The organism is Borreliella americana (assembly GCF_021043605.1).
Taxonomy (GTDB): domain Bacteria; phylum Spirochaetota; class Spirochaetia; order Borreliales; family Borreliaceae; genus Borreliella; species Borreliella americana.
In genome coordinates this window covers 39,036-61,305 of the sequence record NZ_JAJNFB010000006.1, presented here as the reverse complement: position 1 = coordinate 61,305, position 22,270 = coordinate 39,036, and the positions used below count along the sequence as shown (strand labels likewise).

The window sequence follows — 22,270 nt, the reverse complement described above, 5'->3', positions numbered from 1 at the left end:
CCAAAAAAGATCAAAAATAAAAAAATAAAAAACGAAATCATTTCGCTAAAATTAAGAATAAATGAAGATAATATTAATGAAGAAGAAATTAAAAAAATTTTAAATAACGAAAAAAATATAGATGTCAAAATAATTTATCAAATATTTAGTCTTATAAAATTTAAAAATGAAAAATTAGCCACTAAAATTAAAACCCTTATACTAAAAAACTATCCCAAAAGCATTTATTCTTATAAAATAAAAAGAAATGAATAAAAAAATATTAACACTGCTAGTATTGATTTTAAGCATTTCATCAGGACTAATGCTATCCAAATCAATCACCAAAAAAGCCAAATACAAGATTATTAGAGATAATTTCATGAACAGCAATTATGTTCTAGTGAAAATTGAAAATAAAGATCTAAAATTTACCATATCAAAACCTATTTACGACAAAAAGCTAAATAATTACTTCTTTCAAGGCCAAACAACAAGCCATTTCTTAATTTCTAATAATGTTGACATTGCAATTAACACAAGTCCATACGAAGTCAAACAAAACATGTTTTTCCCAAAAGGACTATACATATATAATAAAAAAATGATTTCAAAACAAATAAATAATTACGGAGAGATTGTAATAAAACACAATAAAATTATATTAAATCCCAAAGAAGACGAAATAGAAAACTGTGATTATGGATTTAGCGGATTTTTTGTTTTAATCAAAAACGGAAAGTATAAAAAAAATTTCAAAGAAACAAAGCACCCAAGAACAATAATAGGAACTGATAAAAATAATAAACATTTATTTCTTGTTACAATAGAAGGAAGAGGTGTCAATAATAGCAAAGGAGCTTCTCTTAATGAAGCTATTGATTTTGCATTAAGATATGGTATGACTAATGCCATTAATCTAGATGGAGGAGGCTCAAGCACCCTTGTTGTAAAATCAAATAACGCCCCTTACAAATTAAACTTTACTGCAAACATCTTTGGACAGGAAAGATCTGTCCCATTTCATTTAGGAATAAAACTTCCTAATTGAAAAATTTCCAACCAATATTAAATCCAAGCATAATCTCAGTTGTTAACCCAGAAAAATTTTTATAATTAGAAAATGGAGAAATAGAAAGCATAAACAAAGGCCTAATATATAAACCATCAAGATCGGGAATAAAAAGATCAGCAGCAAGCCCCATGCTTAAAAAAAAGAGATTGAAGTTATTAGAGCCCAAATCAAAAGCATATTTAAGCCCAATCAATGGGAAAAGCATTCTAACCTGCTCTTTGAAAACCATTGGATATGTTCCATAAAGCCCAAGCGAGAAATATCTTCCATTGTGAGTCATAACAAAAGCCTCTTTGTAAGACATTTCAAAAAGTACATAATTTGCATCAAAAAACAAATTTAAATTAATCCCATGATCTACTCTAGTAAAATTTGAAGTAAATTTATTGGCACCTGTTTTATCAGTATAATTAGTAAATTGATAAGAAAAACCTCCACCAAAAGAAAGTGGATAAGAAACAATTAAATTATTAGAAGAGATGAGAAATAAAATAAAAAAAAGATATTTCTTCATTAACAATCCTTAAAAATTCTAAAAAATACTATATTATTATAGTAACACACTAAAGTAGTATATAAAAAATCAAGGAAATTATGAATACAAAAACATTATATTTAATATCCTTAATTCTTTTGGCTTGCAATAAAAATAATAAAATTCCTCTCATTCAAAAATTAAATTTGCCCAAAAGCAGTATTCTTGGTTTTAACAATAAAATGGGCATAATAATAAAAGATTATGCTTTTCTTAGTAAAAGCACTAAGAAAAATAGCGAATTGGATTATGATTACGCAATTCTACTCAGAAAAGATGAGGTTGTAAAAATTGAAAAAACACTAGAAAAAACAGAGCGCTATGGAATTGAAGGAAATTGGATCCTAGTCAACTACAGGGGAACTAAAAGATACATCTTTAGCAAAGACATAAATATAGTCAATAATCTAATAATTGAACATTCTAAATAGCTTTACTGCATAACCGGACAAAAGTCCGATCAATGCAATAAATTACTTATTTTTTTTCTTATGTCTATTTTTTCTTCTTTTTTTCTTCCTTTTATGGGTAGAAATTTTTTTTAATTTTCTTTTTCTTCCGCAAGGCACCCCTAAATCTCCTTATCAACCTTAAAAATTAAATTCAAAATGTCATCTAAATCATCCTCTGGATGAAGCCATAAAACATCAGAAATTTTGGCAAAAAAGGTCATTTGCCTTTTTGCATATAAAAACGAATTTTTGTTTATTAAACTTATTATATCATTTAAACCATACCAAGGTCTACTTTTCCATAATAAAAACTCATTATAGCCTATCCCTTTAAAAGCTGGAGTATTTTCATTGTAACCCTTACTAAATAAACCTTTAATCTCAGAAAGTAATCCACTATTGAGCATTTCATTAATTCTTATTGATATTCTAGTTTTCAAATCCTCAAAAGATCTCTTAAGGCCTATAGCCACAATATTTTTAAATTCGCCATTTTGTTTTTTTTTAAATTGGCTGATAGGAATTCCTGCTTGATAATAAACCTCAAGTGATCTTTTAATGCGATAAATATCATTCTTATTTAACATATTAAATCTGATGGGATCTACATTTTTTAATTCTTTTAAAAGATAAGATTTACCCTTAAGCTCTAAAAGATTGTTTACATAAATTCTTATTTCAGAAGTAACCAAGGGTGTTGAAGGAAATCCATCCTTTAAATGCTTAAAATAAAAAGCGGTACCTCCTACAAATATAGGAATTTTTTTTTTCTGTCTTATTTCTTTTACTATTTTTAAAGCCTGTTCGTAAAAAATTCCAATAGTATATTCCTTTTCAGGATCTAAAAAATCTACTAAATGATGCTTTATATGTTTCATTAAATTTTTACTTGGCTTTGAAGAAGCTATATCAAACTCTTTATATACTTGAATAGAGTCAACATTAATAATTTCTGCTTTATCTTTTGGAAAATGAAACAAAATATTGCTTTTGCCCACAGCTGTAGGGCCAAAAATAAAAACTATTCTATCTTCCTTCAATTGAATAGCTAAATTTACCAGTTAAAACGTCATTAAAAGCTTGTCCTAATATTTTATCATCAAAAATAGCATGTTCTGCTAAAGAAATATTGTCTATGATTTGCTCTGTACGCATTATAGTTGCAACAACAAGTTCATAAAAATTTCCATCAAAATCTTGTATTTTTTTTAAAGGCACTTTAGTCATTTAATCTCCTATACACTAACATATTAATAAGTTTAGCTAATTTTTTTCAAGTTTCTTTTATCAATTTCATCTCTAATTAATTCAAAAACCTCATTTGGGTTAATATTTGTAACATCAATCACTAAATCGGTCTCTGAAGAATAATCATCAATATCTATATTGTAAATAGCTAAATATCTTTTTTTATCATTTTCATCTCTACTAAAAGTACTGCTTAAAACATCAGAATACATGCCTCCCTCTCTAGTCATTATTCTCTCAGCTCTAACTTCCATTTTAGCATAAAGATATATTTTTAAATCAGCACTCTTAGAAATCCAAATAGCAAGACGAGATGCAAACACTGTATTATTCTTTTTAGAAAGCACAGACAATCTATTATCAAGATATCTATCCCAATAATAATCATTTCTTCCTATTATCTCTTTTTCATAAAACTCTGAAAAAGGAATATTATGCTCTCTTGCAATATCATGAAAAGTATAATTAATAAATTCAAGACCGTAATGTTTGGCAATCATCCCGCTTACAGTAGTATTGCCACAACCACTCTTACCAGAAAGCGCTATTTTCATTCAACATTCCTTATTTGCTCTTTTATTTTTTCTAAATTTAACTTCATATTTAAAATCAAATTCTTAATATCAAGATCAACCGCCTTATTACTCATGGTTGTTATTTCTCTGTGCATTTCTTGAGAAATAAATTCAAGAACTTTGCCACATATCTCATATTCAAGATTTTTATAAAAAGTTTCTATATGAGAATCTAAGCGCATGATCTCTTCATTGATGTCCAGACGAATTGCCATTTTAGCTGCCTCTTCTGCAATATTTAAATCTCTAAATTCATCCATTAATTTAGAAATATTTTCTTTAATGCTTGCAAATAATCTGACATTTATATCACTGCAAGCATCTTTAACAATTTTAAGATCTCGCTCTATTAACACAAGGGTTGACACTATGTCTGACTTAGTATTTTCTCCTTCAAAACTTCTTCCATTATTGTAATTTAATAAGGCCTCTTCTAAAACACCCTTGAACAAACCATAAATCTCTTCTTGATGTTCACTGTCCTCATCAATTATCAAAGCTCCCTTTAATGATAAAAAATCGCCCAAACTTAGCTCGTTTTTAATATTAAGATTGGTATGTGCCAAAGAATCTCTAAGTCTAGAAATAGCCTCAATATAATTAGGATTAACTGTAAAATTCACACGAGGAACCAATTCTTTATATCCTACATTTAAAAAAACATTGCCTCTGCTAATATATTTTGAAATCAAATTTCTTATATCAAGATCATAACCAGAAAAAATTTCTGGCAACCTAAATTTAAATTCTAAAAACTTTCCATTATAGGATTTTAAATTAACACTAAACATATAGTTACCAATTATCTTTTCCAAATAAAAAAATCCCGTCATGCTTTTCACTATAAACACCCTTACAGAAAATCATGTAAAATAAAATTATTTCCAGCGCCCATTGTAATAAATAAGTCTCCCGATATTAATAAATTTTTTATAAAATTAATAGAGTCTTTAACATCTTTAAAAAAATAAGTATTTTTATTTATTTTTTTAATATTTAAAAACAATCTAACAGAAAGTTCATCTGGATTAAAATTTTCTCTATTTGAAAGATATATATTGTGCAAAATTAATATATCAGCAGCACTTAGAACTTCAACAAAATCAGCAAAAAATTCCTTTGTTCTTGTAAAGGTGTGGGGCATAAAATCCAAAATTATACGTTTGTTCTTATAAAAATTTTTAATACCAAAAAGTGTATTTTTAATTTCCCTAGGATGATGAGCATAATCGTCCATGTAAATCACTCCATTTTCCTCTTTAACAACTTCAACCCTTCTTTTTATACCACTATAATTTTTTGCAATTCTCTTTACTGTTTCTTCAAAATCAAAAATTGATTTTCCACTACTTTCTAAAAAAAGATTTAAAGCCAAAAGTGCCGCTGAAAAATTTAATACATTATGAAATAAAACTGTCTTAAGCTCAACGTTTAACAAGCCTAAAAAAGAAAAACAAAAATATTCACTCTTAACTGAAATATTACTTATTTGAAAATCAGATAAATCTCCAGATCCATAGCTAAAAATACTTATATCTTTTCTGTTGATTTGGCTTTTAATTTTAAGCAAATTATTATCATCAGAATTAATTATTAATATTCCATTTTTCTTTAAATTATTAATATACTGTAAAAAAGCGTCTTCAAGAGCCTCATAATTTTTAAAAAAATCAACATGTTCGTAGTCAACATTAGTTAAAATAAGCACATTGGGGTTAAAATTCAAAAAATGTTTTTTATACTCACAAGTCTCAACAATAAAAATATTACTAATACCTGCTATTGCAGAATTACCTTCAAAATCTTTAACACTTGACCCCACAATAACATTAGGATTTAATCCTAATTTGTCAAAAAGAATACCTAAAAATGTCGTAGTAGTAGTTTTGCCATGAGAGCCTGCAATTCCAATGCTATAGTACTTTCTAGAAAGCTCACCAAGAACCTCAGGATAAGATAAAATAGGTATATTCAACTCTTTTGCCTCAAGCAAAACTTGCAAGCTATCCTTATCATAGGCTGAAGAATATACTATTAAATCAAAAAGCCTATCAAGCTCTTTTAATGAAAACTCGTAAATATTCTCATAATAAGATATTTTATTATTACTTAAAATTTCATCGGTATGAAATTTATCAGGAACATCTACCCCTTCTACACAATACCCTTTTGAATTCAAAAAACAAGCCAGAGAACAAGTTCCACTTCCTTTTATTCCTACAAAAAAAATATTATTCAAATCGTCAAAATCAATCTTCATAACTCTCTTCTAAATAATCTTTTTTGTCATAAAATTTATGTATAACTATATCAATAGATAATATATTAATTATTGTATACTTAAGTACATTCGTAATAATATAGGTTCTAAGCATTTCTGTATTATTAAGCAAGTTATTTCCAAGAGGAATGTTTAAAAATAGCTTAAAAAGGTAATTGTTTCCATCTTTTCTGATTTTAAGATCATAAACAATATAACTTCTATCATACTCAGAAACACAATGTTCAATAATTTGCTTTACAGCTCTCTTAGAAATAGATAAAACACCTTCTTCATGAAAATGAGGCCTTACAACAGATCGAATATAATTTTTCTTCCTAGCAAAAAACCATCCGCTTTTAAAAAAAACTTTAATTGAGTTTAATAGCAAATTGGGCCTAATAGACGTTATTTCAAAAGCAGCTGCTGGCACAACATGCTCCCCCATTTGCCTTGAAATCCTTGCTTTTTCTATTTCCTGTCTGGTTGAAACATCTGTTATATAAATAGTCTTAAAAACATTTGGCAACAAAAGTCTTGAAATTATTTTATCTATCATTTTAAGACTTGTTCCTAATATTAATATTTTATTAAATTCTTCTTTTGCAAGCACCTCAAGCATTTCTCTACAATGAGCATCATCTTCAAATACAGATCGCTTTACCGCTTTAAAAACATTATCTTCAAACTTGGCAGAACTTCCAGCAATAATTTTCATGTTTTTAATTAAAACACCATCATCAATGATTAAAGGTATTGAATATTTATCTGCTACCAAATGCGATCTAAAACTCTTACCAGTTCCAGCAGATCCTACTAATGCATATACCTTAACTCTAACAAATTTATGTTTAATGCTAGTTGCAAAGTTTTTAACCTTGCTTAATATTTTTTTTAAAAAAAAATCACTTAAAAAACTCTGAAAATTCATAGACATTAAAAATATCTTTTACTTGCTTTAAAAATTCTAAACTGGGCTTAGAGTAAAATTCATTCTTTTTAAAGAACGTCCCATTAAATTTTACCAAAAAAGCATGTAAAAAGTAATCGCTTTTCTTGAATTTATCACAGTATTTCTTGTCATTAATTAAAGGATGATTGTTAAAGGAACACTGAGACCTTATTTGATGAGTAAAGCCTGTTTCAATAACAATCTCGGCAAGAGTAGCTCTTTTGAAAGATAATATTGGATTAACCTTTGTAATTGCATTAATATCTCCTTTATTCTCTAAAACAAAAGTTTTTTTCAACCTTTTATTTCTAAATAAATGATTTTTATAAACAATAGTTGATTTAACCTCACCCAAAAGGATTGCAAAATATTTTTTAATTATAGATCCACCACTAAATGCCGCACTTAACTTTCTTGCAGCATTTATATTTTTTGCAAAAATAATAATACCAGAAGTATTCCTATCAAGCCTATGAACTGCCGAAGGCTTAAAGCTTAGAGATCTTAAATTTTGACTTAAAAGATAAGCATTTACTAAAAAATCAAGAGAATTTTTACCTCCATGAACTAAAATGCCTCTTTGCTTATCCAAAACAAGCAAATTGCTGTCTTCATAAATTATTCTTTTTTTAATATATTGAAAATCAATATTGTCTTTAAAGCATTCATCCGTAGTCAAATTCAAACTTTGGGCTAAAGATTTATACAAATAAATTTTATCGCCTTTGCAAACTCTACATGAAAAATCTGCTTTTAGACCATTTAGCCTAATATCACCCTTTCTAATATGTTTTATTATCAAAGCTTTAGATAAATTTAAAATTTTAATTAAAATTGAATCTAGTCGCTTGCCATTATCATTAGCAAGTACATCTAAAACAATATATTTATCAAAACGCAAAAAATATCCCTAACAAACCTTACTATTTTTTTTACAAAAAAAATTAACTATTAAAAATGTAAATATAGAAACAAAAAATGATGGAAAAACGGGGTGAAAAAACCAAATATTTAAACTAAAAAATAAAATGGACAAATAAAATATTAAGCCCAAAAACATAGAAGCAAAAGCGGCTATTTTGCTTACAAAATTTAAATAAAGTCCAAAAACAATAATAGAAAAAAATGAAACTTCCAAAGCTCCAAAAGCAAAAATATTAACGAAGAATAAAAAATTGGGAGGAAATAGAGAAAATATAAGTATTATTAAAATAAAAAAAATATTAGAAATCATTATCACTCTGCCAACCTTTACATCTTCTTTCAAATCTTTTTTATAAATAAATATTGACTTTATTAAAACAGATGTCATTAGAAGTAAATTTGAATCTACTGTAGACATTATTGCAGATAAAAGACCCATAAAAAACATAAAACAATAAAAAGGACTTAAAACTTTTAAAGCTACATTTAAAACAACTTTATCATTTTGATTTAAATCTGGAAAAAGAATAATAGCAAAAAACCCTATTAAATGCATTAAAAAAATTAAAAAGCTGATAATAAAAGTAGAAATGGGAAGAGAAAATTTTATAGCATTCTCGTCTTTAAATGCTATAAAATTATTAATAATCTGAGGTTGTCCCAATATTCCTATTCCTATTAATATCCAAAAAGAAATTATATATTGGGGGCTTAGATCAACATTTGAAGGAAGTAAAAGGCTTTTATCTAAGCTAGACGTTGCTATTTTGAATAAATTATTAATACCTCCCCCCAAATCTAGCATCTTGGAAAACAAAATAACGGATGAAACTAGCATTAAAAATACTTGAATCAAATCCGTATAAGCTACTGCCTTAAAACCACCAAAAAATACATAAATAAAAACCAATAAGGCAAAAAACAAAAGACCAACTGCATAATCAATACCCCAAAAAACTTCTATAAGCTTAGCACCACCTATTAATTGGGCAGAAATCAAAAACATTGAAAAAAAAATCAATACAAATCCGCTCATTAACGCCAAAAAATCACTTTCATATCTATGCCTAATATAATCAATAATATTAATTGCATTAATTTTTTTTGATTCGCGATTTAATTTCTGGCCAACAATAATAAAAACAATTAAAGTCGTAGGAATTTGTATGGTAGCTAATAACATAAAAGATAACCCATACTTATAAACAGCAGAAGGACCAGAAATAAAACTACTAGCACTAATATAGCTAGAAGCAAATAACAAAGCCATAACAATAAAATTGATATTTCGATTTGCAAGAAAATATTTATTTAATAACAAAAATCTACCTATATTTCTTTTATTTTAAAGAAATTTAAAATAAAAATTATCAATAATGTATCAAGTTTTACTAATTACTAAAACAAGAAAACAAACCAAAAAAAAATTTATACTGGGGAATAAAATTCCTGAGCAAAAAAACCACAAAGGAATATTAAATATAGTAGCCGATGTGTCAATAAAATAGGCAAAACAAAACCACAATACAAACATAAAAACATACAATAATACCGCGTATAAAATCCTATTTCTCATTTAAAGCAACCTTAACAAAAGAACATTAAAATTTATAAATCCAAATATAACGCATATTATATAATATATATTATATGAATAAAAACAAACATATATTAATTGGTATATGTGGAGGAATAGCCTCTTACAAGTCAGTTTACATAGTTTCTAGTTTAGTCAAATTAGGATACAAAGTTAAAGTTGTAATGACACAAAATGCAACCAAATTTATTGCTCCATTAACTCTAGAAACCATTTCTAAGAACAAAATAATTAATAATTTATGGGATTTAGATCACAATGAGGTTGAGCATATAAAAATTGCAAAATGGGCACATCTAATTCTTATTATTCCTGCTACTTACAACACAATATCTAAAATTGCATCAGGAATTGCCGATGATGCATTAACTACAATAATATCTGCAAGCACAGCCCCTACTTATTTTGCAATAGCAATGAATAATATAATGTATTCAAACCCTATTTTAAAAGAAAATATAAAAAAGCTTAAAGCTTATAATTATAAATTCATTGAGCCTGATAAAGGATTTTTGGCTTGCTCATCAAATGCTTTGGGGCGCCTTAAAAATGAAGATAAAATTATAAAAATAATATTGAATGAATTTAAACAAAAAGATTACCTAAAAAACAAAAAAATACTTATAACAGCATCCAGAACTGAAGAATTAATAGACCCAATCCGCTATTTTTCAAATACATCAACGGGAAAAATGGGGTTTTGCTTAGCAAAAGAGGCTGTCAAACTAGGAGCTCACGTTACAATTATTACAGGACCAACCAATGAAAATGAGCCTGAAGGGGTCAATATTATAAAAATAAAAACCGCAATGGAAATGTACAAGGAAGCTCTAAAAATATATAATAAATTTGAAATAATAATTGGAGCTGCAGCTGTTGCCGATTTTAAACCCAAACGCATTTTCAATAGTAAAATTAAAAAAAACAAAACCAACAGATTATATATAAAATTGGTAAAAAATCCCGACATAATCAAACACATAGGACACAATAAGCTCAAAAACCAAATTGTTATTGGATTTTGCGCTGAGAATTCCAAAAATTTAATTCAAAAAGCTAAAGAAAAATTAAAAAAGAAAAACTTAAACTTTATCATTGCAAATGAACTTAAATATTTTGGTTCAAACTTAAACAAGGTTTATATAATAAATAAACAAAGGACAAAAGAATTGCCAGAAATGGAAAAATCAGAAATAGCTAAAGAGATTTTAAAAATTTTATACTAATATGCTAATGGTTTATTAATAATCAATAATCTTTTAAAAGCATTTTAATATATTCGGAGTTCGTTTCACTTTTAATTTTTTTAAGTTTATCAGAAAGCGATGAAGATTTATTATAAACGGCTCCTTTTAATGCAAAATGTCTTAAATCTACATTTTTGCTGTCAATGATTTTAGAATAAAAATTATCAAAATTACCCTTTTTACCAGCCAGCATTGAAGCAATGCCTATTAAAACATTTGAGGGTTTATTAACATTTTCTTTATTAACAATTTCTAAAGCAATTGACAATGCTTTTAAAGAATCTTTATCCAAAAGGTAACTAAACATTAAAATTTTAAAATTATTTTCAATCTTAAAATCAAACATAATGTTTTTTATCTCAATATCCCCAAGATCCATATCAATTAAGGCCTTAGCGGAAGCCTCTCTAACTTTAAGAGATGGATCACTTTTAAGCTTGTAAATCAAAATATCCTTTGCTGAAGAATCCCCATGTCCTTTGATTGCATTAACAGCTTTAAATCTAATATTATCATCAGAATCTCTTAAAAATCCTTGTAAAATCTCTTTGGACTTTAAAGAAGGGTCTTTAGATAAAGAAGCAATAATAGCTAATTTAACATTTAAATTATTGTTATTACTCTGAAGATATAAATCAGCATTTGAAGTTACTTTATCTGGAGCAAGATATGACAACGCTTCAATTGCGGCAGCCTTAATTGATGGACCCTCGTAATTATCTAACGAAATTTCATAAATTCTATCTTGATAATCAATAGCAGTCATTTTTCCAAGAGCAATAAGTATTTCTCTTCTAGCTCCATCATTTCCAGAATATTTTTCAAAAACTTCCATCATATTTTTAGAATACTCAAGAGAATTAAGCTCTCCTAAATAATAAGCTGCAATAGATACCACATTACCTTCTTTATTTTCAAGAATGTCAATAAGAGTTTTTTTTAATTTTTCCTTATCGTCAAACTCCTTAAGATATGAAATTGCCAAGCCAAATAAAGCAGTTGAATATCTTTTGCTCTCATAATTTTCAAGAATATAATTTGCTGTATCAATGCCCCCTGAATACTTAAGAGAAATAAACAATTCAAGTATTTCCTTTTTAATCTCAGCATTAAAAGTTTTCTCAAGTCTTTTTTTAAGAGAAAAATTATATTGACTATCGCTTGATTTTTTAAGAGCTTTTATAATGTTTGTAACTTGACTATCAAGCCCATAAAGAATTGTATCGTCAACATACTTACCATCTAAACCAACATTAGAAAAATTCTCCCCCTCCCCCTTAGAAGAATTTTTCTTCTCAACAAGTTTATTTTCTGTAATTTTGGGCAACAAAGGAGGACTGGGAAGAGTTGGAGGATTAACATTTTGAGCATATACATTAAAAATGAGTAAAAAAAATAAAAAATCAAAGTATTTCATAAAGCATCCCTCCTAATATACCTAAAAAGCTTATTTATTCCCAAAACAGAATAACAAATAAACAAAATAAAAATGCTAATAATTCCAGCTGCAATTAAAAAATAAAGATTTTTAAGACTAAACCCCACATCCCACTGAAACTTTTCAAAAAAGAAATAAATTGCATATAAAGGAAAAAGTGTAATAATTGACTTTAAAAGAACAAATAAAATTTCAATTAAATCAATTTTAACCCCGCTTTTTAATATTATAAAATAGAAAACAATTACACAAATCATAAAAGAAATAGATTGGGCTAATGCTAAAGCATTCAAACCATAATAATTAATGCCAAAAACAGAAAGTGCAACATCAAGAATAGAAAATAAAACACTCAAATAAAATGGTGTTTTTGCATCACGAATAGAAAAATAATATTTTTGAAAAAAACTAAACATTGAATAAAAAAGTAAACCTAAAAGAAAACATTTCAAAACACCTGCTGTTTTTTGAGTATCATAAATAGAAAACTTTCCCCCCATAAGAAATAAATTCAAAATATAATCAGACCAAATAAACATTAAAAAAGATACTGGAATAAAAATTAACAATAAAATTTTAATTCCATCTAATAAAAGGGCATTTAATTTTATATTATTACCCAAAGCAGCATGCTCTGCCATTTTAGGGAAAATTACTGTTGCAATAGAAATATAAAAAATTCCTACAGGAAGCTGATAATAAACTACAGCATTACTAAGAATAGAAACACTTCCTATCTCAAGAGTAGATGCTAATGCAAATGAAATCTGCTGAGTAACAATTGAAATGGAAAATCCAAAAATCATGCGAAACCATCTGGTTAAAAAATTTAAAAATACTTTTTCTCTAAAATAAAATGTCGGTTTCAAGGTAAAACCAATCATAAGGCAATTTGCAAACGGAATCAAAAATTGAAAAATCCCCCCAAAAATTACGCCAATAACAGCACTATATATTCCAAAACGGCCATAAAATAAGAATATGCTCAATATTATTCCAAAAGAAAGCATAATAGGCGAAAATGAAGGAATGAAAAAAATCCTATACGAATTTAGAACAGATACGAAGATTGATGATAGGCTTATTAGCAAAATATATAATACCAAATAACTAAATACAGAACTTGCAAAAATTAAGTTTTCGCCCCTATAATAAGATATAAAATACATAATAGGCTTTGCAAAAATAATCATAACTAACACAATTAACCCAATGGAAATAATGTTAAAGGTTATGACAGTTCTGAAAAAAGAAACGGCTTTTGCGTGCGATTTGTTTTTTTCATGTGTAAATTCAGGTAAAAAAGCCGAAGTCATTGCACCCTCTGAAAGAATTTTGCGCAAATTATTAGGAATATTAAAAACATAGTTAAAAATATCGGCATCAAGATTTGCACCAAAATAATAAGAGAAAATCTTTATCTTTGCAAAGCCCATTATTCTTGAAAAAAAAGTGGAAATCATGACCAAAATTGTAGAAACAACATATTTATTCATCAAAATTTCCCTCTTCATACTTTTTTAAATATGAAGTTCTAAAGTTTAAAAAATTATCATTTAGAATTGCGGTTCTGATCTTGGAAATCAATCGAAACATATAGTAAATATTATGCTCACTTGCCAAAACTATTCCAAAAAGCTCTTTTGATTTCATCAAATGTCTTAAATATCCTCTTGAATACCTTGTACATAAAGTACAGCCGCAATTTTTCTCTACACTAGAAGTATCATCCTTATACTCCTTTCTACCAATACGCATTACCCCATTATCTGTCAAAAGAGACCCATGCCTAGCAATTCTTGCGGGATTAACGCAATCAAAAATATCAATACCGTAATATATGGCATCAAGTATGTAATGGGGAGTACCAATACCCATTACATACCTTGGTTTTTCTTTTGGTATCAACAAAGAGCTATATTCAAGAATTTCTAAATATTTCTCTCTTGGTTCTCCAACAGAAATGCCTCCGATGGCAATACCTGGACTGTTTAATTCTAATATATCATTGATGCTTCTTTTCCTCAAATCTTTAAAAAAATTTCCTTGAGTTATTAAAAATAAAAGACCGTTATACCCCTCTTTTCTGTTTTTATAAGATTTGAATGTTCTGCTAGCCCAATTAGTTGTAATATTTGTATATAAATTGGCTTCATTATAATCAATCCCGTAAGAACTGCAAATGTCAAGTGGCATAATAATATCACTACCAAAAATTTCTTGCATAGCAAATACTCCCTCAGGAGTAAAGTAATGATACGATCCATCTAGATGAGATTTAAAATGTACACCTTTTAGATCAATTTTTCTCAGACCAGAAAGAGAAAATACCTGAAATCCACCCGAATCAGTTAAAAAATTTTTATTCCAAGTTGTAAAATTATGAAGACCACCATATTTTTCAATAGTTTTAATCCCCGGTCTTAAATATAAATGATAAGTATTTGCAAGCATCAAATTACATTCCAACTTCTCAAGAACAGTATGTTTCAATCCTTTCATTGCTCCCAAAGTACCAACCGGCATAAAACAAGGAGTATCTACTCTACCATGAGGAAGATTTAGAAATCCAACCCTCGCATTAGAATATTTGTCATTCTTAATTACACTAAACATATAAATATCTCAAATAATTATTATATATATTATTTCCTAACAATCCTATAAACAAAAAAATTGATAATCAAAAAAAATATAGTTGTAAAAGAGCTTGCTATATATATGTGTAAATAACCAAGATCCGCTAAAAAATTAAAAATTACAATAGAAATAACATAAACAACAGCAAAAGCAATGCTATTTAATAAGCTGAGTATAAAAATATTTTTTTTAAGAGCAAGAGCAATAAAACCAACAGTAAAGCTGAGAAGAATCAATCTAAATGAAAAGAATATCCTATTTAACAAATCAAACAACGCATCAGAATAATTTAAACGTTCGGCTTTGAGAAAACTTATCCAATTTATAAGTTTAGTAAAATTTAATGCCTTTGATGAGAGCATTACGGTTCTTATGTAATCAGGTGCCAGCTTAATAATTCCTGTTCCATCAAGAACATCGTAGGCATTCTCTTTAATTTTTTTATCAACCCTAACAAACTCTCTAATACCATAAAGCTTCCATTTATTATCTTTCCATTCGGCTTTATTTATATCGTACCTTGTTTGAAATTCATCTTTGCTGTCTTTAATTATAATCATCAAATTAGCAAAAGTATTCTCATCAATATCGTAAGATTTAATATTATAAATTTCTCTAGCAAGATCTCTTATTATTATGGTTTTATCACCAGATCCACTATTGCCAATGCTATTCTTAATAAGAACATCTCTTTTTGCTATAGTGTCTATTACTAAATAATTATCAAAAAAGAAAAGACTAACTGAAATAAATATACTAATTAAAATGATTGGTTTTAATATCCTGGTAAGTGGAACTCCACAACTAAAAAGACCTATTATTTCATTTCTCATAGAAAGATTGCCAATAAGATTCGAAATAGCAAAAAGAAAAGATAAAGCAACCCCATCTGAGAATGCCTTTGGCAAATATAAATAATAAATATAAAGAATATCCTTAAGGCCAATATTCTTTTCAAGATAATTAAGAAGATTAACAAACAAATCACCAAGCATAATTAAAATCATGAAAAGTAAGTTCATGGACAAAAAAGTAAGAATGATGCTTTTTATAAAAAGCTTATCTATTTTCATTTTTTTAACAATCTCAAAAAGAGAATTGCTCCTGCAATAATTAAAATTAAATTGGGCAAAATAGTAACAATAATAGGATTTGGTGCATACTGCACAGTATAAACTTTTCCACCAATAAACATTACCCAATAAAAAACACAAACAATAATTGAAATTACAAGTTCAAGAATAATGGAATATTTTCTATTAGAATACATTCCCATTGAAAAAGCTAAAAAAATAAAAAATAAAACTGAAAGTGGTAAACTAATTTTTTGATAAAATTCAAGATTAAACAGAGCCAAATTTTGCTTCATGCTTCTATCTTGATAAGGTTTAAAATTTAAATTTAAATTATACATATAGTTTAAATTTTCAAAAACATAAGATTCATCCATATAATAGTTTTGATTGTATAAATAATTTAAATAAAGATTTGAAAAATTTAAACTTAAAAAGTCTCCTTCTAGATTATTTTTTATATTTGAATCTGCAATTAAATTATTTTGCTTTTTAATTAATTGTATAACATCCCTCATGCTCATTTGAGAAGGAGTTACATAATTTAATAAAAAACTATCACTAAATGTAACCTGATCGATTGAATATTTCATCTTATCTGCATAAAAATAATCATAAAATCCACTTTCACTGTCTGTTAAAGCAATAGATATAACATCATTTAAAATAAAATATACTTGAAAATTTTCTTTTCTAATATCAAGATTTTTTGCCATAAATATTCTATCAAAACCCTTAAGCCCAGTGTTATCAAAAAAAGTTACATTTTTATAACCATTTTCCGATTTCTCACCAGAAACAAAAATCAAATCTCCATATTGCTTGCTTGAATAAGGCTTTAATACCAAATGGGGAACTTCTTCTTTTATTTCATTAAAAATTTTTAACCTACCAATAGATCCAAGTGGAAGTAAAATATCATTAGATATAAAAGATATAAAAACAATAACTATTCCCAATTTAAAAAATGGGACAAGTAAATCAAAAATTGATATGCCAATTGAACGAAAAGCTAAAATTTCATTGTGAAGCTTGAATTTATGAATAGTAAGAATTACTGAAATCAAAGAAGCAAAGGGAGGAGAAAGCGCAATAACCATAGGAAGAGAATATATAATAAAAATAAAAGCCTTCAAAAAGGGAACATAATTTTGAAGAAGTATTCTCATAAAGAATAAAACTTGATTTATAAAAAATACGAAAAAGAAAAATAAAAAAGTAATTAAAAAATATTTTAAAAATTCAGTAATTATGTAAGACTCATAACTGTTTTTTAATATTTTCATCTACAAAAACCAAACCGTTATTAAGAGTGCCCAATATGACATAATTTTCAAATCTAGAAACTTTTATTAAATTTAAATTAAGAAGTCCATTATTGGGTCCAAAATAATCCCAATTGTCATTTTCAGAATCATAAATCAATAGGCCATGATCAAAGGTTGCAAACAATAACTTTTTATCTTTAATCTCCATATCCATAAAATAATTAACATCAACATTATTGGCAATAACGTGCTTTTTATAGCTATTTTTATTTAAATTGAATTCAAAAAGCCCCCCGCCATATGTCCCTACAAAATAACTATCTTTATATTTTTTTATAAAATTAATATTTTTCTCATTATCATTCTTACTAAAAAAATCCAAATGTTCGATCTTTTTCAAATTATCTACATTAATACTATAAATAGCCTTGTCAACTGTTCCAACCAACAATAAATTTTTTAAACTATCAAAGCAGAGTGAAGAAATTTTATTGGATCCAAGAGGTACATTTTTCCAATTTTTTAAATCATAAAACCATAACCCAGAATTTAAAGTACCAACAAATATTCCATTTTTAACACCGATCAAAACTTGCACATTGCTAAAATCAGCATTACTGGGAACATTTATTTGCTTTAAATCCCCATCAACATCATCTATATAATAAACAACATTTTTACCACCAATATAAATTGTTCCATTATAATCTGCAAAACCCCTAATGCCATTTAAAAAAATGCTCTTTTTATCCTTAAGATAAACTCTACAATCATTTTTTTTAATATTATATCTTAAAAGCCCTCCCAATATATTAGTTACAAATATATTATCATTAAAGACAAATGTATCAAAAACACTGTTGTCAAGGAATCCTAAAGACTCTAATTTTAAATGACTTATCCCAAGTTTATTACTTAAAAAGTCATAAATCTCTTTATCATAACCTGAGATAGAAAATTCGTTAATCTCTTTAAATACAGAAATTGCATCCGATTTTTCTCTAGCAAGATATTTCAATTCAGCTGATCTTAAACTAGCATGAGAATATTTATAGTCTTTTAAAAATAAATCAAAATTATATTCGGAAAGATCATAAAAACCACTCTCATAATTTACATATCCAAAAAGCAAATTCGCCTTAGCTAGCAATTCCCTGCTGTGCTTATCCCCATTGGCTACTATTTTATTCAAATAATAATTTGTCAAGCCAATATTTTTTTTAGCATAACTTTCTCTGGCTTTTTTGAAATAAAAATTATTTTCTTTTAAAAAAGCATCACTAAGAAAAAAAGATTCATTATCTTTTAATCCTATCAAATAGTCTCTTTTAAATTCACTCTCAAAAGCATCGTTATTATCATCAATAATAACTGATTCTTTTTTATTCTCTACAATATTACTAATATTAGAATCTTGAATAGATTTATTTGTAGTAAGGCAGGAAAAAAACAAGAAAAAACATATAAGACAACCTTTAAATAAATTATTCAAAACAAATTTCATATTATTTTAATAATCTTTATCTCTAACAATTTCAAGATCAATTTTTCCAAATTTGTCTATATCAATTATTTTAACCTTAATTCGCTGACCTTCTTCTAATTTTGGAGGACGAACTAACCCCGCATTACCTCTTATATTATCTCCACCACTACCAAATCTAGAATATCTATTACTATTCCCAAATCTTCCAGAACCATACTTACTGTCTCTAGGTTTTAAACGAGTACTTAAAAATCCTTCCTTTGCAGGAGTAAGTTCAATAAAGGCCCCAAAGCTATTAATCTTTTTAACAATTCCTTCATAAATTTCGCCTACCTTTGGTTCTCTTACAATACTCTCTATTCTTTCTTTGGCCTTTTGCATCTTAAAATCATCATCCCCGAAAAGAATGATTTTCCCATTCTGTTCAATTTGAACCTTAACTTCAAACTCATCTGTTATAGCCTTAACGGTTTTTCCAGTAGATCCTATCACAAGAGATATCTTGTCAATGTCAATTTGAAGTTGAACAATTTTGGGAGCATACTTAGATATGCCAACTCTTGAATTAGAAATTACAGTATTCATAATAGATAATATATGTATTCTACCTATTCTTGCCTGCTCAAGAGCATCCCTCATTAAATCTTTGGTAACATTTTCAATCTTAATATCCATTTGAAATCCAGTAATTCCATTTTTTGTACCAGCCACTTTGAAGTCCATATCACCTAAATGATCCTCTTCTCCAAGAATATCACTTAAAACCACATATTTATCCCCTTCGCTAATAAGCCCCATGGCTATTCCTGCAACTTGCCCTTTAACAGGAACCCCTGCTGACATTAAAGACATGCTCCCAGCACAAACAGTAGCCATTGAAGAAGATCCGTTAGACTCTAAAACCTCAGAAACTACTCTAATAGTATAAGGAAAATCATTTTTTCCAGGAACCATTGATTCTAAAGCTCTTTGAGCTAAATGACCATGCCCAATCTCGCGCCTGCCGGTCATAAGTCTACCGGTCTCACCAACTGAAAATGGAGGAAAATTATAATGGAGCATAAAATTAAGGCGCTTATCGCCATCAATATCATCCATTATTTGCTCATCAATGCTTGTACCAAGAGTAGTTACCGCTAAAGCTTGCGTTTCGCCCCTTGTAAAAAGTGCAGATCCATGCGTCCTACTTAAAATATCAACTTCTGAAATAATATCTCTTATCTCACTGGGAGTTCTGCCATCTGTTCTAATATTGTCGTTAAGAATAGAACTTCTAACAATCTCCTTCTCAAAATCATCAAAAGCTTTATGAAAAAGAGATTCATTGCTATCAGTCAACTTCTCAAGAGAAGAAAAATGCTCATAGGATTTATTTCGCAGCAAAGTTATCGCTTTATCTCTATTAAGCTTTCCCTTAACAAAGCAAGCTTCTTTAAGATCATCATAAACAAAATCTCTAAGCTCATCTTTAAATTCAAATATTTTTTCTTCAAAAGCTAAAGGAAGTTTTTCTTTTTTGCCTACAATATCTAAAAATTCTTTTTGAGCATTGCAAATTTGTTTAATATATTCATGCGCACCGTCTATTGCTGAGAGCAAAATATCCTCACCAACCTCATTAGCACCACCTTCTACCATAGTAATTCCATTTAAACTTCCGGCAACAACAATATCAAGATCAGAATCATGAATCTCTTCAAATGAAGGGTTTACTATAAACTTACCATTCAAATAAACCATTCTAACAGCCGCAATTGGACCGTTAAACGGAATATCTGACAAAAAAACTGCCGTAAAAGCAGCATTCATCCCTACAATATCAGGAGGATTCAGCTGATCTGTAGCTAAAGTCGTAGGAATTACTTGAATTTCTCGACCAAATCTTTTATCAAAAAGAGGCCTCATTGGCCTATCTATTAACCTGGAAACAAGTATTTCCTTATCCTTTGGCTTTCCTTCTCTTTTGATAAATCCTCCCGGGATTTTACCAGCTGCATAATATTTCTCATTATATTCAACAGAAAGCGGAACAAAATCCAAATCTTCTCTCACATTACTCGAACAACAAACAGTTGCAAGAACCGAAGATCCCCCATAAGTTGCAAGAACTGATCCATTAGCCTGTTTAGCCATAAATCCGGTCTCAAACACTAACTCGTCTCTGCCTATTTTCAACTTTAATATTTTCCTCAAAATTCAACCTCTTTTTATTTTCTAAGACCAAGTTTAGATATCAACATCCTATAAGCCTCTAAATCTTTTTTCTGGTAATACCGCAACAAACTTCGTCTTTGCCCTACCAACTTCAATAAACCTCTTTTTGAACTATGATCTTTTTTATTTATCTTTAAATGTTCAGTTAAATACTTTATTCTACCTGTAATAAGTGCAATCTGAACCCCAACAGAACCAGTATCGCTTTCATTTTTTCCAAATTCAGAAACTATTTTTTGCTTTTGCTTTTTATCTATCATAAAGCAACTCCTATACCATTATAGCAAAGCTCTAACAAACCTCTTGCTATAATTTAAAATAACTACTACAATAGATTATAATATTTTTTCTTAAAAATAACAAAAGCAATGTGCCCTTTTCAAGTTATTTTTAATAATAAATTATTAAATTGTTTAAAAAAACAAATATAAAATTAAAATGTCATAAAATATTTATAATTAAAATATAATAACATATTTATATTTATTCAAACCCACCCCTTGAATTACCGCTAATACTTTTTCTTCTCTGGATTTTAAAATCCTAAATTCATTAATATTGATTTTAATTTCAAAATAAACACCATTTTTAACAAAATTTATCTTATTAGAATCAATGTAAACCTTTTTAAAACTTTTTAAAGATTCTAGACTAATTAAGGGGGCTTTACTTAAATTTTCACACAATGTTGAATCTTTTAATCTAAACATACCTACTTTGGTTCTTTTTAAACTGCTAACATACGCGCAAGAATTTAGAGAATAGGCTAAATCTCTTGCAATACTCCTAATATAAGTACCTTTTGAGCAGTTAATTTTCAAACCAAGCAAGGAAGAACTAAAATCATAACTTAATCTTTGAATATTATAAACAGTCACTCTTCGTTTTTTAATTTCAAAAAACTTTCCATTCAAAGCAAGTTTATAGGCTCTGCTGCCACCAATATGAACAGAAGAAAATTTGGGGGGACTTTGATAAATCTCTCCTACAAAATCTTTAAGCTTTAAATCTATATCCTCCAAATTAGGAATATGATCGGTTTTATTCACTATTCTTCCATTTGGATCAAGGGTATCTGTTTCTAATCCAAATCTAAATTCTGCTACATACTCTTTATCTAAAGAAGCAAAATAACTTGAAAGCTTTGTATATTTTCCCACAAGACCAATCAAAATTCCACTTGCAAATTTGTCAAGCGTGCCAGCATGCCCAACACGATTTGTATTAAAATATTTTTTTACAGGGAAAAGAGTTTCAAAAGAGGTTTTACCTTGTTCTTTATTAATTAAAAGGAATCCATTTTCCAA

At 27.8% G+C, this 22,270-nt stretch carries 22 protein-coding genes and 1 pseudogene; 4 read left to right on the top strand and 19 right to left on the bottom strand.

Annotated features, from left to right (window positions below; all coding sequences use genetic code 11):
* Positions 1-255, top strand: a pseudogene (locus LRB30_RS02845) (hypothetical protein); the annotation flags it as partial.
* Positions 248-1,030: a phosphodiester glycosidase family protein gene (locus tag LRB30_RS02840; protein ID WP_231019018.1), complete on the top strand. Its 783-nt coding sequence runs from the start codon at positions 248-250 to the stop codon at positions 1,028-1,030. The pseudogene LRB30_RS02845 and the gene LRB30_RS02840, both read left to right, overlap by 8 nt.
* Here the strand turns inward: LRB30_RS02840 and LRB30_RS02835 are convergent.
* Positions 1,023-1,568: a hypothetical protein gene (locus LRB30_RS02835; protein WP_231019010.1), complete on the bottom strand. Its 546-nt coding sequence runs from the start codon at positions 1,566-1,568 to the stop codon at positions 1,023-1,025. The genes LRB30_RS02840 and LRB30_RS02835 overlap by 8 nt on opposite strands.
* 80 nt (positions 1,569-1,648) lie before the next feature.
* Here LRB30_RS02835 and LRB30_RS02830 point away from each other — a divergent pair, with 80 nt between their 5' ends.
* Positions 1,649-2,020, top strand: a complete 372-nt coding sequence (locus LRB30_RS02830; protein WP_231019008.1) for a hypothetical protein — start codon at positions 1,649-1,651, stop codon at positions 2,018-2,020.
* 140 nt (positions 2,021-2,160) lie between these two features.
* Here the strand turns inward: LRB30_RS02830 and miaA are convergent, their stop codons facing one another.
* Genes miaA through LRB30_RS02785 form a run of 9 tightly spaced genes read right to left on the bottom strand, consistent with a single transcriptional unit; the run spans position 2,161 to position 9,534 of the window.
* Positions 2,161-3,081: a tRNA (adenosine(37)-N6)-dimethylallyltransferase MiaA gene (gene miaA, locus LRB30_RS02825; protein ID WP_231019003.1), complete on the bottom strand. Its 921-nt coding sequence runs from the start codon at positions 3,079-3,081 to the stop codon at positions 2,161-2,163.
* Positions 3,068-3,268, bottom strand: a complete 201-nt coding sequence (locus LRB30_RS02820) for a DNA-directed RNA polymerase subunit omega (RefSeq protein WP_231014610.1) — start codon at positions 3,266-3,268, stop codon at positions 3,068-3,070. The genes miaA and LRB30_RS02820 overlap by 14 nt, the downstream gene beginning before the upstream one ends.
* Positions 3,269-3,300: 32 nt before the next feature.
* The gene (cmk, locus tag LRB30_RS02815; RefSeq protein ID WP_231014611.1) at positions 3,301-3,843 is read right to left on the bottom strand and encodes a (d)CMP kinase; all 543 of its coding nucleotides are present in this window, start codon (positions 3,841-3,843) and stop codon (positions 3,301-3,303) included.
* Entirely contained in the window at positions 3,840-4,706 is an 867-nt protein-coding gene (locus LRB30_RS02810; protein ID WP_231014612.1) for a YicC/YloC family endoribonuclease, read from the bottom strand. Before LRB30_RS02810 ends, cmk begins: the two co-directional genes overlap by 4 nt.
* 11 nt (positions 4,707-4,717) lie before the next feature.
* On the bottom strand, positions 4,718-6,124 hold the full coding sequence (gene murC, locus LRB30_RS02805) for a UDP-N-acetylmuramate--L-alanine ligase (protein WP_231014613.1): 1,407 nt from the start codon (positions 6,122-6,124) through the stop codon (positions 4,718-4,720).
* Positions 6,114-7,061 (bottom strand): hypothetical protein, encoded by a 948-nt coding sequence (locus LRB30_RS02800; protein WP_231014614.1) that lies wholly within the window; start codon positions 7,059-7,061, stop codon positions 6,114-6,116. The genes murC and LRB30_RS02800 overlap by 11 nt, the downstream gene beginning before the upstream one ends.
* Positions 7,030-7,977, bottom strand: a complete 948-nt coding sequence (locus tag LRB30_RS02795) for a pseudouridine synthase family protein (RefSeq protein ID WP_231018988.1) — start codon at positions 7,975-7,977, stop codon at positions 7,030-7,032. The genes LRB30_RS02800 and LRB30_RS02795 overlap by 32 nt, the downstream gene beginning before the upstream one ends.
* Before the next feature lie 9 nt (positions 7,978-7,986).
* Complete coding sequence (gene panF, locus LRB30_RS02790) at positions 7,987-9,321, bottom strand: sodium/pantothenate symporter (RefSeq protein WP_231018986.1); 1,335 nt, start codon at positions 9,319-9,321, stop codon at positions 7,987-7,989.
* A gap of 60 nt (positions 9,322-9,381) precedes the next feature.
* Complete coding sequence (locus tag LRB30_RS02785; protein ID WP_231014707.1) at positions 9,382-9,534, bottom strand: hypothetical protein; 153 nt, start codon at positions 9,532-9,534, stop codon at positions 9,382-9,384.
* A 116-nt stretch (positions 9,535-9,650) separates the two neighbouring features.
* Here LRB30_RS02785 and coaBC point away from each other — a divergent pair, with 116 nt between their 5' ends.
* Complete coding sequence (coaBC, locus tag LRB30_RS02780) at positions 9,651-10,823, top strand: bifunctional phosphopantothenoylcysteine decarboxylase/phosphopantothenate--cysteine ligase CoaBC (RefSeq protein ID WP_231018979.1); 1,173 nt, start codon at positions 9,651-9,653, stop codon at positions 10,821-10,823.
* Positions 10,824-10,845: 22 nt separating this feature from the next.
* Here the strand turns inward: coaBC and LRB30_RS02775 are convergent, their stop codons facing one another.
* From LRB30_RS02775 to truB, 9 genes are all read right to left on the bottom strand, one after another.
* Positions 10,846-12,261: a HEAT repeat domain-containing protein gene (locus LRB30_RS02775; RefSeq protein ID WP_231018971.1), complete on the bottom strand. Its 1,416-nt coding sequence runs from the start codon at positions 12,259-12,261 to the stop codon at positions 10,846-10,848.
* Positions 12,258-13,778, bottom strand: a complete 1,521-nt coding sequence (gene murJ / locus LRB30_RS02770; protein ID WP_231014570.1) for a murein biosynthesis integral membrane protein MurJ — start codon at positions 13,776-13,778, stop codon at positions 12,258-12,260. The genes LRB30_RS02775 and murJ overlap by 4 nt, the downstream gene beginning before the upstream one ends.
* Complete coding sequence (gene tgt, locus LRB30_RS02765; protein WP_231014571.1) at positions 13,771-14,898, bottom strand: tRNA guanosine(34) transglycosylase Tgt; 1,128 nt, start codon at positions 14,896-14,898, stop codon at positions 13,771-13,773. Before tgt ends, murJ begins: the two co-directional genes overlap by 8 nt.
* 29 nt (positions 14,899-14,927) lie before the next feature.
* On the bottom strand, positions 14,928-15,995 hold the full coding sequence (locus LRB30_RS02760) for an LptF/LptG family permease (protein WP_231014572.1): 1,068 nt from the start codon (positions 15,993-15,995) through the stop codon (positions 14,928-14,930).
* Positions 15,992-17,281: an LptF/LptG family permease gene (locus tag LRB30_RS02755; RefSeq protein WP_231014573.1), complete on the bottom strand. Its 1,290-nt coding sequence runs from the start codon at positions 17,279-17,281 to the stop codon at positions 15,992-15,994. Before LRB30_RS02755 ends, LRB30_RS02760 begins: the two co-directional genes overlap by 4 nt.
* Positions 17,256-18,767 (bottom strand): ligand-binding sensor domain-containing protein, encoded by a 1,512-nt coding sequence (locus tag LRB30_RS02750; protein ID WP_231018954.1) that lies wholly within the window; start codon positions 18,765-18,767, stop codon positions 17,256-17,258. The genes LRB30_RS02755 and LRB30_RS02750 overlap by 26 nt, the downstream gene beginning before the upstream one ends.
* A 6-nt stretch (positions 18,768-18,773) precedes the next feature.
* Positions 18,774-20,942 (bottom strand): polyribonucleotide nucleotidyltransferase, encoded by a 2,169-nt coding sequence (gene pnp / locus LRB30_RS02745; RefSeq protein ID WP_231014602.1) that lies wholly within the window; start codon positions 20,940-20,942, stop codon positions 18,774-18,776.
* Between the two features lie 14 nt (positions 20,943-20,956).
* On the bottom strand, positions 20,957-21,223 hold the full coding sequence (gene rpsO, locus LRB30_RS02740; protein WP_002557393.1) for a 30S ribosomal protein S15: 267 nt from the start codon (positions 21,221-21,223) through the stop codon (positions 20,957-20,959).
* Positions 21,224-21,421: 198 nt separating this feature from the next.
* A complete protein-coding gene (truB, locus tag LRB30_RS02735) occupies positions 21,422-22,270 on the bottom strand; it encodes a tRNA pseudouridine(55) synthase TruB (protein ID WP_231018952.1) in 849 nt (282 codons plus the stop codon).